At 58.4% G+C, this 14,127-nt stretch carries 15 protein-coding genes; 10 read left to right on the top strand and 5 right to left on the bottom strand.

The features are described from left to right. Positions 1 to 25 precede the first annotated feature (25 nt). The 3 genes from H6F57_RS23300 to recA all read right to left on the bottom strand — a co-directional run bounded on the left by H6F57_RS23300 (position 26) and on the right by recA (position 3,702). Positions 26 to 1,582 (bottom strand): type II CAAX endopeptidase family protein, encoded by a 1,557-nt coding sequence (locus H6F57_RS23300; protein WP_190631050.1) that lies wholly within the window; start codon positions 1,580 to 1,582, stop codon positions 26 to 28. A gap of 114 nt (positions 1,583 to 1,696) precedes the next feature. Next, positions 1,697 to 2,512: a tryptophan-rich sensory protein gene (locus H6F57_RS23295; RefSeq protein ID WP_190631048.1), complete on the bottom strand. Its 816-nt coding sequence runs from the start codon at positions 2,510 to 2,512 to the stop codon at positions 1,697 to 1,699. Between the two features lie 104 nt (positions 2,513 to 2,616). Further along, positions 2,617 to 3,702: a recombinase RecA gene (gene recA, locus H6F57_RS23290; protein WP_190631047.1), complete on the bottom strand. Its 1,086-nt coding sequence runs from the start codon at positions 3,700 to 3,702 to the stop codon at positions 2,617 to 2,619. Positions 3,703 to 4,014: 312 nt separating this feature from the next. On the opposite strand from recA, the gene H6F57_RS23285 reads away from it, so the two are divergent. After that, the gene (locus tag H6F57_RS23285; RefSeq protein ID WP_190631045.1) at positions 4,015 to 4,236 is read left to right on the top strand and encodes a hypothetical protein; all 222 of its coding nucleotides are present in this window, start codon (positions 4,015 to 4,017) and stop codon (positions 4,234 to 4,236) included. Positions 4,237 to 4,284: 48 nt separating this feature from the next. After that, a complete protein-coding gene (locus H6F57_RS23280) occupies positions 4,285 to 4,911 on the top strand; it encodes a trimeric intracellular cation channel family protein (RefSeq protein WP_190631043.1) in 627 nt (208 codons plus the stop codon). On the opposite strand, the gene H6F57_RS23275 is transcribed toward H6F57_RS23280, so the two are convergent. Further along, positions 4,908 to 5,471: a TetR/AcrR family transcriptional regulator gene (locus H6F57_RS23275; RefSeq protein ID WP_190631041.1), complete on the bottom strand. Its 564-nt coding sequence runs from the start codon at positions 5,469 to 5,471 to the stop codon at positions 4,908 to 4,910. The two genes, H6F57_RS23280 and H6F57_RS23275, sit on opposite strands and share 4 nt — an antisense overlap. 82 nt (positions 5,472 to 5,553) lie before the next feature. Between H6F57_RS23275 and H6F57_RS23270 the strand changes: the two genes are divergently transcribed. From H6F57_RS23270 to H6F57_RS23235, 8 genes are all read left to right on the top strand, one after another. Continuing rightward, positions 5,554 to 5,964 (top strand): DUF5367 family protein, encoded by a 411-nt coding sequence (locus H6F57_RS23270; protein WP_190631039.1) that lies wholly within the window; start codon positions 5,554 to 5,556, stop codon positions 5,962 to 5,964. 189 nt (positions 5,965 to 6,153) lie between these two features. After that, complete coding sequence (locus H6F57_RS23265; protein WP_190631038.1) at positions 6,154 to 6,609, top strand: small multi-drug export protein; 456 nt, start codon at positions 6,154 to 6,156, stop codon at positions 6,607 to 6,609. 107 nt (positions 6,610 to 6,716) lie between these two features. Further along, a complete protein-coding gene (locus H6F57_RS23260) occupies positions 6,717 to 7,829 on the top strand; it encodes a cytochrome P450 (protein WP_190631036.1) in 1,113 nt (370 codons plus the stop codon). 58 nt (positions 7,830 to 7,887) lie between these two features. Beyond that, positions 7,888 to 8,526 (top strand): methyltransferase domain-containing protein, encoded by a 639-nt coding sequence (locus H6F57_RS23255; protein ID WP_190631034.1) that lies wholly within the window; start codon positions 7,888 to 7,890, stop codon positions 8,524 to 8,526. Positions 8,527 to 8,597: 71 nt separating this feature from the next. Then, positions 8,598 to 9,191, top strand: coding sequence for a DUF4129 domain-containing protein (locus tag H6F57_RS23250; protein ID WP_190631032.1), 594 nt, complete (start codon positions 8,598 to 8,600; stop codon positions 9,189 to 9,191). Further along, the gene (locus H6F57_RS23245; protein WP_190631030.1) at positions 9,188 to 10,375 is read left to right on the top strand and encodes a DUF4350 domain-containing protein; all 1,188 of its coding nucleotides are present in this window, start codon (positions 9,188 to 9,190) and stop codon (positions 10,373 to 10,375) included. The genes H6F57_RS23250 and H6F57_RS23245 overlap by 4 nt, the downstream gene beginning before the upstream one ends. Continuing rightward, a complete protein-coding gene (locus tag H6F57_RS23240) occupies positions 10,372 to 11,358 on the top strand; it encodes a MoxR family ATPase (RefSeq protein WP_199289976.1) in 987 nt (328 codons plus the stop codon). The genes H6F57_RS23245 and H6F57_RS23240 overlap by 4 nt, the downstream gene beginning before the upstream one ends. Further along, positions 11,358 to 12,680, top strand: a complete 1,323-nt coding sequence (locus H6F57_RS23235; RefSeq protein ID WP_190631022.1) for a DUF58 domain-containing protein — start codon at positions 11,358 to 11,360, stop codon at positions 12,678 to 12,680. The genes H6F57_RS23240 and H6F57_RS23235 overlap by 1 nt, the downstream gene beginning before the upstream one ends. A 54-nt stretch (positions 12,681 to 12,734) precedes the next feature. On the opposite strand, the gene H6F57_RS23230 is transcribed toward H6F57_RS23235, so the two are convergent. Further along, entirely contained in the window at positions 12,735 to 13,871 is a 1,137-nt protein-coding gene (locus H6F57_RS23230; protein ID WP_313933676.1) for a quinone-dependent dihydroorotate dehydrogenase, read from the bottom strand. Positions 13,872 to 14,127 lie beyond the last annotated feature (256 nt).

Below are 14,127 nucleotides of genomic sequence, written 5' to 3'. Positions count from 1 at the left end.
CTATACCCTATACATCTTCCACCCCCTAGCCGCCGAGGACAAACAGACCCAGCATGGTGGCGCTGTTCCAGGCGCTGTGGAGCACCATGGGGGAGATCAGCGTGCGCGATCGCGTATACACAAACCCCAGAATCGCCCCCAGCAGAGTCAGGGGCAGCACTTCCGACAGGCTCAGGTGAGCGGCGGCAAAGATCAAGGCGCTGAGGCCGATCGCCCAGCCCGCCGATACATAACGAGTCAGCGAGGGCAGCAAAAAGCCGCGAAACAGAAATTCTTCAAAGAGGGGTGCTGCGATCGCCGCCGTTAGAAAGAACACCAGCAGCGCTACGCCATCCTGCTCTTCGAGCACTGTTTGCAGCAGTGGGTTGCTGCCCCCCTGCCCCTGCCAAATTTTCTGGTTGAGCAAAGCCACCCCAAACATCAGCGGCACGGCGACAAAATAGCCCCCCAGCCCCCACAGCAGCCCAGAGCGCGACGGCTTGAGGCTAAACATCTCCTTGGGCACCGGTCGGTAGGGGCGAATCGACCACCACAGCACCGCCAAAGACCCCGCCGCCATCAGCAGATAGTAGACCAGCGAAAAAATCGCTCGCCCTCGGCTGCTGAGGCTGCCGCTGCTAAAGCCCAACCCGCCCAGCACCAGGGGCAGCAAAATTTGCCCCACAAAGAAAAACCCAACGATCAGCACCTGCCAAATGATTTCGCCCGTCCAGGGAATCTCCCAGCCGCGCCCAGCGTTTTGGCGCAGCACCGACTGACTGCCGCGCAGCACCCGCTGGGCCACCAGCCAAATAATCAGCCCGATGCCCACGATCGCCCCCAAGGTCGGCAACGCGCCCACCAGGGCTAGCTTGACCAATTTGGCCTGGGCCGTCTCTTGCTCCTGAGTTTGGAGCTGGGCGCGATCGCCCGCTCGACCTTCCACCCCGTAGAGCTGGTCGAGGGCGCGGTATTTAAACCAACCGTTGAGCGCCTGCCCCAGCCAGGCTTCATCCTCAGGGAGCACGTCGCCGTCTTGCCAGAGGCGAATCAGCGTATCGGCGGTGCGCACCACCGGAGCCAAGGCGGTATCGCTGTCGCGCACCTGTTGCCAACGCTCTAGGGCGGCCTCGGGCTGGCCCTGGTAAGCGTCCATTAGACCCAGCCGCAGGTCGAGGCGATGAATGAGCGCCTGCTGCTGGTCAAGGGCGTTTTGCAGTCGCCGGGCCAGGGGCTTGCCCGCATTGGTCTCATCGGACAGGGAAACAGCGGGCGCGGTCTGCGATCGCCAGCGATCCATGCCCTCAACTGCCCCCTCACGCACCTCTTCATACTGCTCTTTGGCGCTGGCCACGGGGTCTTTACCCAGCAGTCCCGCGCGAATAGCCGGCCACTGGTCTTCGGGCAACCCCTCTCCCTTCCAGGCGCTGCCCTCTAGCAGCAGATCGGTTTGATACAGCTGGAGCTGGCTCGCCACTTGGGGTTCATTCCAGCTACTCAGCAGCGATTGCACCAGTACCAGCCCTACCAGGGCGGTCACAATAATCAGAAAAAGCCGCTTGAGCGAAAGCCAGGGCTGCATTGCGTCGGATTCGGGGGTCATGGGAAGGCGGTTAAAAGGTCAGTAGCGAAAAACGCTACCCTCCCATTATTCCACTGGGTTTGACTTAGGGTTGGGTCTGACGGAGCCGCCTGCTTCTTTAGCTGTGGCGGCTAGCTACTCCTGCGATCGCTTCGGCCAGCCTCGTTTTACCAGAGCCAGCCAAAACACCAGCACCCCCGCCGCGATCAGCGCTATCCAGCGAATAGCGGGAATATCGCTCTGGCGCACGGCGATCGCCACAAACGCCCAGACAAACACCAGGGTAAAAGCGATATCGCCGCGCTGATAGATCGCCACTTCGGCCACAATGGCAGCCACCACAATCATGGCTACCGTCCAGGTCACCGACGAAATGCCCCAGCCGCTCCAGTTCGACGCATAGAGGGCCGAGGCCACGTTGACGATAGTGGCGACTGCAATCCAGCCCAGGTAAAGACTAAAGGGAATGTGCGCCATCCAGCGGCGGCGGCGAGACACCCGATGGCCCAGCGCCGGTCGTTGACCATCTAGACCAACATGTAGCGTCAGATAAATGCCAATCAAAGGAATCAGAATGCCCAGCATGGCCAAAATCGACCAACCAAACTGCTGGAGAGAAAATAGCCAAATCCAGATCGTCTGGGCCACACAGGCCACAATCAGCAGTTGATTGACCCGCTGGAGCTGAGGCTCTCGCCGCCGCTCGGGGTGAAACTGATAAATCGCGTAGGCAAACAGGCCCAGGTAGATAAGCCCCCAAATGGCAAAGGCGTAGTTGGCGGGGGTAATTAGCACCCCTTCCAGAACCGTGTTGGCGATCTGACCCACGCTTTGCCCCCCGGGCGGGAAGCGGTTGAAGAGGGTGTTAAACACCACCGCAGCCGCGATCGCGATCGCAGTGGCAATGGCCAGGCCCGTGCCCGAGTTAGCGCGATTGGAGGGAGCATCCATGGGGGAAACGTAGTAATCGTAGCCCCATCCTCCCCCGAGCGGTGCTCAAGCGTCACTACCCTCGGTGAGAGCCAGCAGTTAAACAACCACCCTTGGTCACAGCTTTACTCATCCTCAAGTAGGGCTTCAACCGCGTCATCAGGGGCTTCGGCATCGTCTTCGGGCTCTTCAAGCGTCACAGGGGCACCGTTAATAGCCAGCTTTTCGCGCACCTCGGCCTCTACCTTGGCAGCAAAGTCAGCGTCTTCGATCAGGCGCTGCACTGTATTGTCGCGGCCCTGACCAACGTTGTCGCCGCCGTAGCTATACCAGGCCCCCTTGCGGACAATCACGCCGGTTTGCTCAGCCAAATCGACCAGGCAGCCCATGGTCGAAATGCCCTGGCCAAAGAGAATATCAAACTCGGCGATGCGAAAGGGCGGGGCCACCTTATTCTTAGCCACCTTGACCTTGGCGCGAATGCCGTACTCTTCGGTGCCCTTTTTGAGGGTCTGAATGCGGCGAATGTCGAGGCGCACTGAGGCGTAGAACTTGAGCGCATTCCCTCCAGTGGTGACCTCGGGGTTACCGTAGGAGATGCCGATTTTCTGCCGCAGCTGGTTGAGGAAGATCACTGTGCACTGTGACTTGCCAATGCTGCCGGTAATTTTGCGCAGGGCCTGGCTCATTAAGCGGGCCTGCAAGCCCACGTGGGTATCGCCCATTTCGCCCTCAATTTCGGCGCGGGGCACCAGGGCGGCCACCGAGTCAATCACCACCACATCGACAGCAGCGGAGCGCACCAGCTGATCAACTATCTCTAAACCCATTTCGCCCGTGTCGGGCTGAGAGATTAATAGCTCATCAATATTGACCCCCAAAGCCCTGGCATAGACCGGGTCGAGGGCATGCTCGGCATCCACAAAGGCCGCTACGCCGCCCGACTTTTGCACCTCTGCCAGGGCGTGGAGAGCAACGGTGGTTTTACCCGAACTTTCGGGGCCATAGATTTCAATCACTCGGCCCTTGGGTAGACCGCCGCCCAAAGCCAAATCTAGCGTTAGCGCGCCTGTGGGGATGGTTTCAACCGTCATGCGGCTGGCTTCTCCCAGACGCATGATCGCTCCTTTGCCAAAGTTGCGCTCAATCTGGCTGAGCACCATGGTTAGGGCCTTTTGCTTTTCGGAGCCTGCGTTGTTTTTAGATGCCATAGCTGCCTGGGGGTGAATCGGATGAGCGGAATGGAGCGGGTCTGGGGCGAGGGCCGGGAAGATGACTTTAGTAAACCCCACTTCAGCCTAGAAGGGTAGTCGCCTCAAGGGGAAAAACATTGTAGTGAAATTGGGCCATGACTTTGGCTGCAAGTCCGTTGTCTTCGCTCAATTAGTATAGTACACTTGAACCAAATTAAGCCGCCCCTGATCAATAAGTCAGCGGCTGGGCTAACGCGTGGGTTTCGCTTAGCGGAGCACACGGCCGGGGTTTCACAGGCGTCGAATGACAGGCTGAAGGGGTCAATACCGATGGATAGCAGTCGTTTAATTCATGTTTCGGTATTCCCTGGCTGGGTAGCTGGGGTGACCTATCACCAGGGTTTGGGTTACCGCTGCTGGGTGATTAACCCAGAAATGGCCGTGCTCAATGACGGCGAAACTTACCCTAGCAGCGAGGAGGCGATCGCCGCTGGACGGCTTTTCATTCACCATTCTCTTGGGGCCGAGCCCGACCGGGGCAGTAGGGGATAATCAGCAGAGCTTTTCGCTTGGGGAGAAGCTACTGTGTTGGAGAACCCCATGGAATATGTTTTGGCCCAGGCGGGGGTGGCAGTCTTTGCCATCTCTGGGGTGCTGTCGGCGGCCCGTCAGCGCCTCGATATCTTTAGCATTGTGGTGGTGGGGCTGCTGACGGCGATCGGCGGCGGCACGCTGCGGGATGTGATTCTCGATGTGCCGGTGTTTTGGCTAGAGGATTTGACGGCCTTTTGGGTGGCCATGGCGGCCTCTGCGGCTACCTTTGGCGGCATCCGCTTCATTCTCAAGCTGCCGCTGCGCCTGCTGTCGTATTTAGATGCCATGGGCGTGGCTCTATTTGCAGTGCAGGCGATCGACAAAACCCTGGCCTTTGGACATTCGGCAGCGGTGGCGGTGGTGATGGGCTTAATCACGAGTATTGCGGGCGGCATTATTCGCGATGTAGTGACTCATCGGCCGACGCTGCTGCTGTCGCGGGAGCTGTATGCGACGCCGATTGTGCTGGGCGGCATGCTCTATGTGGGGTTGCTGCATCTGATACCTTCGCCCGTTTGCCGACTGATCGCGATGGGAATAATTTTTGGCATCCGCGCGATCGCCATTCGTTGGCAGCTATTTTTGCCGTTGCGGCTTACCCTCAAAATTGATCTCGATCAGGAAAAGAGCTAAGCCTTTTCTGGCGATCGCATTCCTTCTAAAAATGCCTTTACGCTCTGCTCGCCGCGCTGGGCGTTGCCGGTGGTCAGAAAGTCGAGAGTGGCCCCCTGAAACAGGTGAAACAGCGATCGCGCCACCGCTTCATCCCCTATCAGCGCCGTCAGCGACTCGATCCACTGCTGGGTTTCGCGCTCCAAAAACTGCTGAGTTTCGGCATCCCCCTGCATAGCCCGCTGGTTGAGATCCATGGTCAGCTTTAGCCAGCCCTGCATTTCCGGGGTGGTAAATTGCTGCCACATCGCCAGCAGAGACTCGGCAACGGTATCGGCATCTGCGACAGCTGTGTTTTGCAGCGACTGTAGCTGTTCGCGCAGACGCACCTCTAGCCGGGCGATTACCTGGCGCTCTAGCTCTTGCTTCGAGCCAAAGTGGTAGACCAACATGCGTCCGCTGGTGCCGATGCGCTTGGCGATCGCGTTAATGCTAGCGTCCAGCGCGCCCGCCTCAATAGCCACCTCCAAGCACTTTTCTACTAACTCAGCTTTCTTTTGGGGTTCGGTGGGTCGACTCATGTTGACAGTTAGCGTAATAGCTATTACATTTACTATTAACGTAATAGTCATTACGTTAACATCGTTTTAGTAGGTAATCTCCATGAACACAAAAGATCGCTTGAACCTTGTGCTGGTTGGGTTTGGCATTTGGGCGGCGGCCACCGTAGCCTATCGGCAGGTGGGCTCGTTTTTCTTTGAGCGCTCGGTTATGGAATATTGGCTCAACATTGCCAGCACTGGCGGGCTATATACGCTGGTCTTTGTGGGGCTGATGCGGTGGCGACGTATTGAAGCCAAAGACTGGTTGCAGGGCGCAATCTGCATCGCGTTGCCTGGAATGCTGGGAGAAATTCCCATTTTGGCAGGCTTTTCTGAATTGATGAGCAACATGCACCCTGAAACCGCTGGACGCTATGCAGCGTTCTTATTTTCTGGGTACTCATTCTTGTTGGGATTTGCTTGGTTCATGGCGACTAGAGAGGTGCGACGGCCCTCCAAGGCCGGTCTTTGACCATCGCTTGCCCCGGAACGGCTGCGCTAGACTAACTGCTCATCTCGGCGGGGTGCTGTTTACCATTCACCCCTTAGTTAGGGGCATTGCGATGTAATGTCCCTTATCGCAACCTTCTGCTGAGCGAATCTCCCATTTCCATCAGTCCTAACGATTTGATGCCTTACCATCCCATCTCAAATCACCGCCATGCCAACGATTGAATACGTCACTAAAGCGCTGACGACGTGGTCAGTAGGGTTCTTTCCCTACGCCGAGGTTTATGCGGCCGTTGCGGCGGGTATGGCTCTGGGGTTAGACGCGGTTTCAGCGGTATTTTGGGGAGTGCTGGGCAATTTTGCGCCTATTCCACTCCTACTGTGGGGCTACGATCGCCTCATGCAAATTCCTCAACTGCGCGCCTGGCTCTTGCGCTTAGAGAAACGCGGTGGGCAGCGGGTTAGAGAGCCCTTTAAGCGCTATGGTGCCTGGTTTCTCATTGCCATGACGCCCCTTTTAGGAAGCTGGACGGTGGCCATTGTTGGCCCGCTTACTGGCATTGCACCCCGGCAACTTTTAGTCTTTTCACTCATTGGCATCACGCTGTACGGCGTTGCGACAGCTGTTGCCATAACCACCGGCATGGGCTGGTTCTCAGCTCCTTAATTCTGAGCATCACCCCTAGGGTTTGGCTCCAAAATCGCTGTTTGAGGCTGCCGCTTTTAGCTGGCCCGATTTGTCCTGCAAATTTTTAGATATTTAGGAGATGTGTCATGCAAAATTCTGAACTTTTTCGCAATCCCTTTGCGTGGTACGCCGAGATGCGTCGCGACACGCCGGTTTTTTACGACCCAGAACACCAAAGCTGGATGGTGTTTCGCTACGACGATGTTAAGCATGTCTTTTCTGACTGGAAAACATTTTCGTCTAAAATTCCCCAGCCGCCGGAGCAAACCGATTTTACCGAAAGCCTAAATTTTACCGATCCGCCGAAACATCGCACACTACGATCGCTTGTAGGCCAAGTCTTTACCGCTCGACGAGTGGAGGCGCTAGCCCCCCGCATTGCGCAAATTACTTACGATTTGCTTGACGCGGTTCAGCATCAAGGTGAAATGGATTTTATACACGATTTAGCAATTCCGCTGCCGGTGATTGTGATTGCTGAAATTTTGGGCGTGCCAGTGGGCGATCGTGGCGACTTTAAACGCTGGTCAGACGGCATTGTGGTCTACGATGGGGCCGCATTAACCGCTATGGCCGACTACTTTCGGCACCTGCTAGTCGAACGACGCCAACATCCAGGCCAAGATTTAATCAGCGATTTAATTGCCGCCCACGAAGCAGGCGAGACCCTCTCCGCACAAGAACTCGTAGATTTTTGCATCGTGCTGCTCGTGGGTGGCAACGAGACCACGACCAATCTCTTGGGCAATGCTGTACTCTGTTTTAACGACTATCCAGAGGCCTTTACACAGCTCAAACAAGATCCTCAACTGCTGCCCGTGGCGATCGAAGAAGTCTTGCGTTATCGATCGCCAGTGCAGGCTATGGCACGGTTCACTCAGGTCGAGACTCAGCTCAGTGGGCAGACCATTCCAGCCGGAAAAATGGTCACCGTTTGGATGGGTGCGGCCAATCGAGACGAGGCCCAGTTTGAAAACGCCGACGCGTTTGTAATCGATCGCGATCCCAATCCTCACCTGGCCTTTGGCAATGGCATTCATTTTTGTTTAGGTGCGCCGTTGGCTAGATTGGAGGCCAAAATTGTTCTAAGCGCAGTGCTAGAACGGCTGCCCAATCTCCGCATTGTGCCCAACAGAGAACTGGAGTTTATTCCCTCTGTCGAAGTTCATGGCGTTAAATCTTTGCCAGTGTTGTTTTAATCAAAAATTCAACGACTGGCGACAGAACCGTTTCACTCTTCATATGTAGAGCAAAACTATGGGAATTAATTCCTTCAGGCCGTTTCTGGCTCGGCAGTTAGGCGATCCCTCGGGGTGGTTTGGGTGGCTCTTGCTGAAGTTTCTCAATCGCCGCAATGCCGCCCTCAACGACTTAGTTCTAGAGACTTTAGAGCTACAGCCGGGCGATCGCATTCTCGAAATTGGGTTTGGCGGCGGCGACCTGATGCACAAACTGGTGGTGACAGGCAAACCGTCTCAGATGGTGGGGGTGGAGCGATCGCCCGACGCTATCCAGATCTGTGAGCGGCGCTTCCAACCCCTGATTAACCAAGGCACGGTCGAACTTCACCAGGCCAGTGCCGAGGCATTACCCTTTGCCGATCAGCAGTTTAGCCAGGTTTGCACTGTCAATACCTTGTATTTTTGGGTCAACGCACCACAGGTGCTGAGCGAATGTCGGCGCGTACTCAAGCCCGGTGGGCGATTGGTGCTTGGCTATGCGTCAAAGGACTACTTAGAAGACCAGGGACTAACCCAGCACGGATTTACCGCCTACGAGGTCGCCGAGGTCGAAGCCTTGCTGACAACAGCAGAGTTCACCGCCGTCGGCACAGTGGCGAGCCAGGCCGATTCACCCAATAGCGTGTTTTGCACCAGCGGGGTAGCTGCGCTCTAAATATTGAACCAGCCGGTGATTCGCCTTGGCTCCTGAGCCATAATGGGGCCAGCTTTAACTCCTCCCCTACCTTGGCCAACCTGACCCACCGCACCAACTCGCTCGCCTGGCAAATTCGCCAGGGAGGGCAGCACGTGGGGGAATGGTTTGAGTACCAGTTTTCTCAGGTCGATATTGACCAGCCCGAGGTGCCCAATTGGGGCTGGCTAGGCCCATTGGCCGAGGGGCTGTTTTGGTTGGCGATCGCAGCCCTGGCCCTCTGGACAGGCTGGCTTCTCTACCGCTCTATCTTGGCCTATCTCGACTACCGACAGCAGCGGGTAAAGTCAGGCGCGACCCAGTTCTCGCCCCCCACCGAAGCTGCCCTCAAGCAGGCGGCCCACTGGTGGCGTGAGGCGCAGCGGCTGGCACAGCAGGGCAACTACGCTGGAGCCTGTCAAGCACTCTACATGGCGGGTTTGGCGCGGCTCAACGAGACCGAGCGGGTGCTCTATCGGGCTAGCCGCACCGATGGCGAATATCTCGACTGCATCGCTACCGACCCCAGCCGCCCCTACGAACTGCTGATTCGCACCCACGAGCGCATCACCTACGGTGAGGCCCTGGCAACGGAGGAAACCTACCAGCGCTGCCGCCGCGCCTACCAGGAGATCGCCCAGTCGTGACGCGATCGCTGCCCTTCAACCGTCGTAGATTGCTTTTGGCATTGCTGGCCCTGGCGCTGCTGCTGGGGTTGATGATCGTCAGCGCTCCCGCCACCAGCTATTCAGACAGTGGCTCGACCTGGCACCGAGGCCCAGCAGGCTATAGCGCCTGGTACGAATCCCTATCGCAGCAGGGCGTCACCGTGCAGCGCTGGCAGCGTCCCGTTGATGATTTGATCGAGCAGCTCAGGGAGGCCGAGGAAGCCACCGTCACCCTGATTCAAGATCGGTCGGCCATTCCTGAAACCCTGGTAGCGGTGCTGCCGGAGTTTATCGACGAGTCAGGTCTATCGGCCCTGCTACCCTGGATGCCCGATTGGATAGAAGCCGGTCATCGGCTGGTGGTACTGGGCGTTAAGGTGCCAGCAACAGCAGCCCCCTTCTCCCAAACCCTGACCAGTGAAGCTGGCTCGCTCAAAATTGACACTCGCCGCCGCTACAGCCAGGGGCCAAAGCTAGGCGTTGCCCTCGAAGACGAGTATGGCGCAGTGGTCTGGCAGCAGGCCTTTGGGTCGGGCCAGGTGACGATGGTAGCCACACCTCACCTAGCTGCTAACGCCTACGCCAACCAGCCGGGGAACTTTGCCCTGGTGACGGAGCTGGTGACCAGCGCGGGTGGGCGAGTGTGGGTCGATGAGTACCTGCATGGCTACCGGGATGAGGAGGCGATCGCCTCAGAGGTCGGCGTCGATGACGCTAGCTGGCTCAACTACCTGGCTCGCACCTCCCTGGCCATTGTGGTGCTTCAAGCCCTAGCGGTAACGCTGCTGGCGCTGCTGGCCCTCAACCGCAGGCTGGGTCAGCGGCAAACCCTGTTGGCCCCTCAGGTAGACAACAGCCGGGCCTACATTCAGGCTCTAGCTGGGGTGCTGCACAAAGCGGGCAGCCACGACTTTGTGGTGCAGACCCTGAGTCAGGCCGAGCGCTTCCGCCTGCAAAAATCGCTGGGGCTGGGCAATACGCTGCTGCCGGTAGAGCAACTGCAAGCGGCCTGGAATGCGCAGCCGACCCTGCCCGCCACTGACCTGGCGGCAATTCTGCATCCTCCTACCCCTCGGGGCGAAAGCCAGCTGCACGACTGGCTCAAGCGGTTACAATCCCTTCATTACCCCGGCAACATCACAGGAGACACCAGCGGGCCATGACCGAGCGACCGAGTGAGCGACCCAGTGAGCGCCAGAATGACTTAAAGGCGGCGATCGCCCGCATCGGCAAAACCCTCAGCGACGTGGTGGTAGGGCAAGAACCCCTGGTGCAAGAGCTTTTGGTAGCCCTACTGGCAGGAGGCCACGTGATTCTCGAAGGGGTGCCCGGCACCGGCAAAACCCTTATGGTGCGCGCCCTGTCGAGGCTGATCCAGGCCGATTTTGGCCGTATTCAGCTCACCCCCGACATTCTGCCGTCAGATATCTCGGGCACCAACGTCTTTGACCTCACCAGCCGCACCTTCACCCTCAAGAAAGGCCCGGTTTTTACCCAAGTCCTTTTAGCGGATGAAATCAACCGCACTCCGCCCAAAACCCAGTCGGCCCTGCTCGAAGCCATGGAAGAACAGCAGGTGACGCTGGATGGCACCAGCCATCCTTTGCCTGACCTGTTTTGGGTAGTGGCAACGCAGAATCCGCTGGAATTCGAGGGCACCTACCCCCTGCCCGAAGCCCAGCTCGATCGCTTCCTCTTTAAGCTCGTGGTCGGCTACCCGGCCCCAGCGGCAGAAAAGCAAATGTTGCTCAATGCCCAGGCCGGGTTTGAGGCCAAACGGTTGGATATTGGCCAACTCAAACCCATCGCCGCTGCCAACCACATTCTCGCCGCCCGCCAAGCCGTCAAAGCGGTGACCGTGCAGGAAAACATCCTCGACTACCTGCTTGCTCTAGCCCACAAAACCCGCCAGCATTCAGACTTGGAGCTGGGCACCTCCCCCCGCTCCACTGTGCAGTGGCTGGCCGCCAGCAAAGCCCACGCCTGGATCAACGGGCAAGAGTTTGTCACCCCCGACAATGTGAAGGCTGTGGCCATGCCGCTGCTGCGCCACCGGTTGATCCTTGGGGCTGAGGCGCAACTGGATGGGTTGACCTGCGATCGCGTCATCCAGGGCGTGCTCGACAGCGTGGCGGTGCCGCGCTAATGGCGATCATCCCCACCGGGCGCACCTACGGACTGTTGCTAGGGGGCGGGCTCGTCGTCACCCTGGTGACCAACTTTTTCGACACCCCTAACCGGCTCGCTGTTGCCCTGCTGGCCCTGCTGCTGTTTGATGGTGCAATCCTGGCTGTGATGTTCTGGGATGGGTTCCGAGTCAAAGCCCGTCGCGCCACGATTAAGCGGGACCCATTGCACCGCCTATCGATCGGACGCGACAATCCCATCTCTCTGCACGGAGAATCCGCCAACCCTGTTCGCCTGCGCCTGTTTGACAATTACCCCACCGCCTTCGACGGTACCTCCATGCCTCTGGAGATCTCCCTCAACGGCAAGGAAGCTGAAACCCTCACCTTTACCGTCAATCCCAAGCAGCGGGGCGAATATCCCTGGGGCGACCTGCAAATCCAGCAGCGCAGTCCCCTAGGACTGGCCTGGGTTGACTGGCAGATACCTGCCGCCGAAACCGTCGCTGTGTATCCCGATCTGATCGGCCTAAATCAGCTCTCCGTAAAGCTCGCCCTCCAGGCCACCGGCACCCTGAAGCAAAAGCGGCGCATGGGCGTAGGCACCGAATTTGCTGAGCTGCGCGAGTACGGCACTGGCGACGACCCCCGCTTTATCGACTGGAAGGCTACCGCCCGCCTCAGTCAGCCTCTAGTGAGGGTGCTGGAGCCCGAGCGGGAGCAAACATTATTGATTCTTTTGGATCGTGGTCGATTGATGACCGCCCAGGTGCAGGGGCTCAACCGCTTCGACTGGGGCATGAATGCGGCGCTGTCGCTGGCATTGGCAGGGGTGAGCCGGGGCGATCGCGTCGGCTTAGGCGTGTTCGATCGCACCCTGCACACCTGGATTCCCCCCAAGGGCGGGCGGGCCAACTTTCAGCAGATGATTGATCGCCTCACCCCCATTCAGCCGGTGCTCGAAGAATCTGACTACCTGGCCGCTGCCACCCACGCTGCCCAGCAGCAGCACCGCCGTTCCCTGGTGGTGCTGATCACCGACATTGTGGATGAAACCGCCAGCGCCGAACTGCTCTCGGCCCTGGCCCGGCTGCGCCCCCGCCACCTGCCCTTTTGCATTACGCTGCGGGATCCAGCGATCGATCGCCAGGCCCAGCAGCCCACCACCGAGGTCGATGCCGCCTATCAGCGGGCTGTTGCCTTGGATCTACTCGGTCAGCGCGAGGCCGCCTTTGCTCGACTGAAACGGCGTGGTGTCTTGGTGCTCGACGCCCCAGCCCACCAAATTTCAGACCCCTTGGTCGAAAGTTATCTGCGCATCAAGAGCCAGGGCAAGCTATAGAACCACAGCCAAATCCAAAATCGGATTAATAAAGACATCTGTAGCTGTGCACTCCTACCTGTGGCTTAGCCCCACAGCGTCGGCGATGCTAGACAGCTGATGCTCCTCTAGTTTGGCCAGCAGTCCTGTCAAGACTCGCCGCACCATCCAGGGGCCTTCGTAGATCCAGCCGGTGTAAACCTGGAGCAGCGTCGCCCCAGCGGTAATTTTCTCCCAGGCATCGGCGGCAGTAAAAATACCCCCTACGCCCACAATCGGCAGGGTGCCCCCAGTGCGCTGGTAGATATAGCGAATCACTTCAGTCGATCGCGATCGCAGCGGCGCACCGCTAATGCCCCCGGCCTCGTCTACGACGGCGTTGCCGGTCTGTAGTAGGGTCTTGGTTTTGAGGCTCTCCTTTGCGATCGTGGTGTTGGTGGCAATAATGCCCGCCAGTCCGTGGGCCTGGGCCAAATCAATGACAGCATCAACGTCGGGCCAGGCCAGGTCGGGGGCAATTTTGACGAGTAGAGGTTTGCGCTCACGGTTCTCCTCCTGTAGCGCCGCCAAAATGGGGCCGAGCTGGTCAGCGGACTGTAGTGACCTAAGTCCCGGAGTATTCGGTGACGACACATTCACCACAAAGTAATCGCCATAGGGGTAGAGCTGCTGAAAGCTGAACCGATAGTCTTCAGCGGCATCAGCTAGCTCAGTCACCTTCGACTTGCCCAGGTTGATGCCAATGGGAAGCGTAGGTCGCTGGGTGCCCCAGTAGGATCCGAGGCGATCGGCTAGAGCCGCTGCTCCTTGGTTGTTGAAGCCCATGCGGTTGAGCACCGCCTCATCTTTTACTAGGCGAAACAGGCGGGGCTGGGGATTGCCCGGCTGGGGATGGCGAGTAACGGTGCCCAGTTCGGCAGAGCCAAAGCCGAGCTGGGGCCAGACCCGCGCCGCCAAACCATCTTTATCAAAGCCCGCCGCCAGCCCCAAGGGATTGGTAAAATCTAAGCCCCAGCAGGTCTGGGCCAGGCGCGGGTCAGTGAGGCAAAACTGCTGCCGTAGCCAGGGATAGAGCTGGGCGACCACTCCCCCCTCTGCCGGCTGCCCTAACCAGCTGAGCAAATCCATGGTGCGGTGGTGCAGAAACTCTGGGTCGAGCGTCACCCCGTGAAACAACAGGGGACGCACAAGCTGACGGTAGGGATCTTTCACAAACGGCAGTGGTGTATGCAAATAGAGGGCGGGTAGACTAAGATTCTGGCTAGGGGTGAGATCTGATGATGCCCATAGCCCGCGCATCACAGAGTACGCCAGGAGCACATGGTCAACGGTCTTTGGGTTAGCAGCACCGCGCCGTCTGTGGTTGGCTTTCCTTTATTAAAGCAGCCATGGACGGCCGCTAAGACTAATTGGCAGATCTGGGTAGAGTCTACAGAGATCAAGACACTGCGCTCGGCAGGTTGTGGCT

The organism is Leptolyngbya sp. FACHB-60 (genome assembly GCF_014695775.1).
Lineage (GTDB): Bacteria > Cyanobacteriota > Cyanobacteriia > Phormidesmidales > Phormidesmidaceae > Nodosilinea.
Note: the sequence above shows the minus strand (reverse complement) of the source record. Positions and strands in the feature narration are given on the sequence as shown.

What these genes read in the sequence shown, in the direction of transcription:
- H6F57_RS23285 (WP_190631045.1), top strand. Translation starts at nt 4,015, where the DNA reads ATGGATAGCAGTCGTTTAATTCATGTTTCGGTATTCCCTGGCTGGGTA.
- H6F57_RS23260 (WP_190631036.1), top strand. Translation starts at nt 6,717, where the DNA reads ATGCAAAATTCTGAACTTTTTCGCAATCCCTTTGCGTGGTACGCCGAG.
- H6F57_RS23265 (WP_190631038.1), top strand. Translation starts at nt 6,154, where the DNA reads ATGCCAACGATTGAATACGTCACTAAAGCGCTGACGACGTGGTCAGTA.
- H6F57_RS23275 (WP_190631041.1), bottom strand. Translation starts at nt 5,471, where the DNA reads ATGAGTCGACCCACCGAACCCCAAAAGAAAGCTGAGTTAGTAGAAAAG.
- H6F57_RS23255 (WP_190631034.1), top strand. Translation starts at nt 7,888, where the DNA reads ATGGGAATTAATTCCTTCAGGCCGTTTCTGGCTCGGCAGTTAGGCGAT.
- H6F57_RS23280 (WP_190631043.1), top strand. Translation starts at nt 4,285, where the DNA reads ATGGAATATGTTTTGGCCCAGGCGGGGGTGGCAGTCTTTGCCATCTCT.
- H6F57_RS23300 (WP_190631050.1), bottom strand. Translation starts at nt 1,582, where the DNA reads ATGACCCCCGAATCCGACGCAATGCAGCCCTGGCTTTCGCTCAAGCGG.
- H6F57_RS23235 (WP_190631022.1), top strand. Translation starts at nt 11,358, where the DNA reads ATGGCGATCATCCCCACCGGGCGCACCTACGGACTGTTGCTAGGGGGC.
- H6F57_RS23295 (WP_190631048.1), bottom strand. Translation starts at nt 2,512, where the DNA reads ATGGATGCTCCCTCCAATCGCGCTAACTCGGGCACGGGCCTGGCCATT.
- recA (WP_190631047.1), bottom strand. Translation starts at nt 3,702, where the DNA reads ATGGCATCTAAAAACAACGCAGGCTCCGAAAAGCAAAAGGCCCTAACC.
- H6F57_RS23240 (WP_199289976.1), top strand. Translation starts at nt 10,372, where the DNA reads ATGACCGAGCGACCGAGTGAGCGACCCAGTGAGCGCCAGAATGACTTA.
- H6F57_RS23270 (WP_190631039.1), top strand. Translation starts at nt 5,554, where the DNA reads ATGAACACAAAAGATCGCTTGAACCTTGTGCTGGTTGGGTTTGGCATT.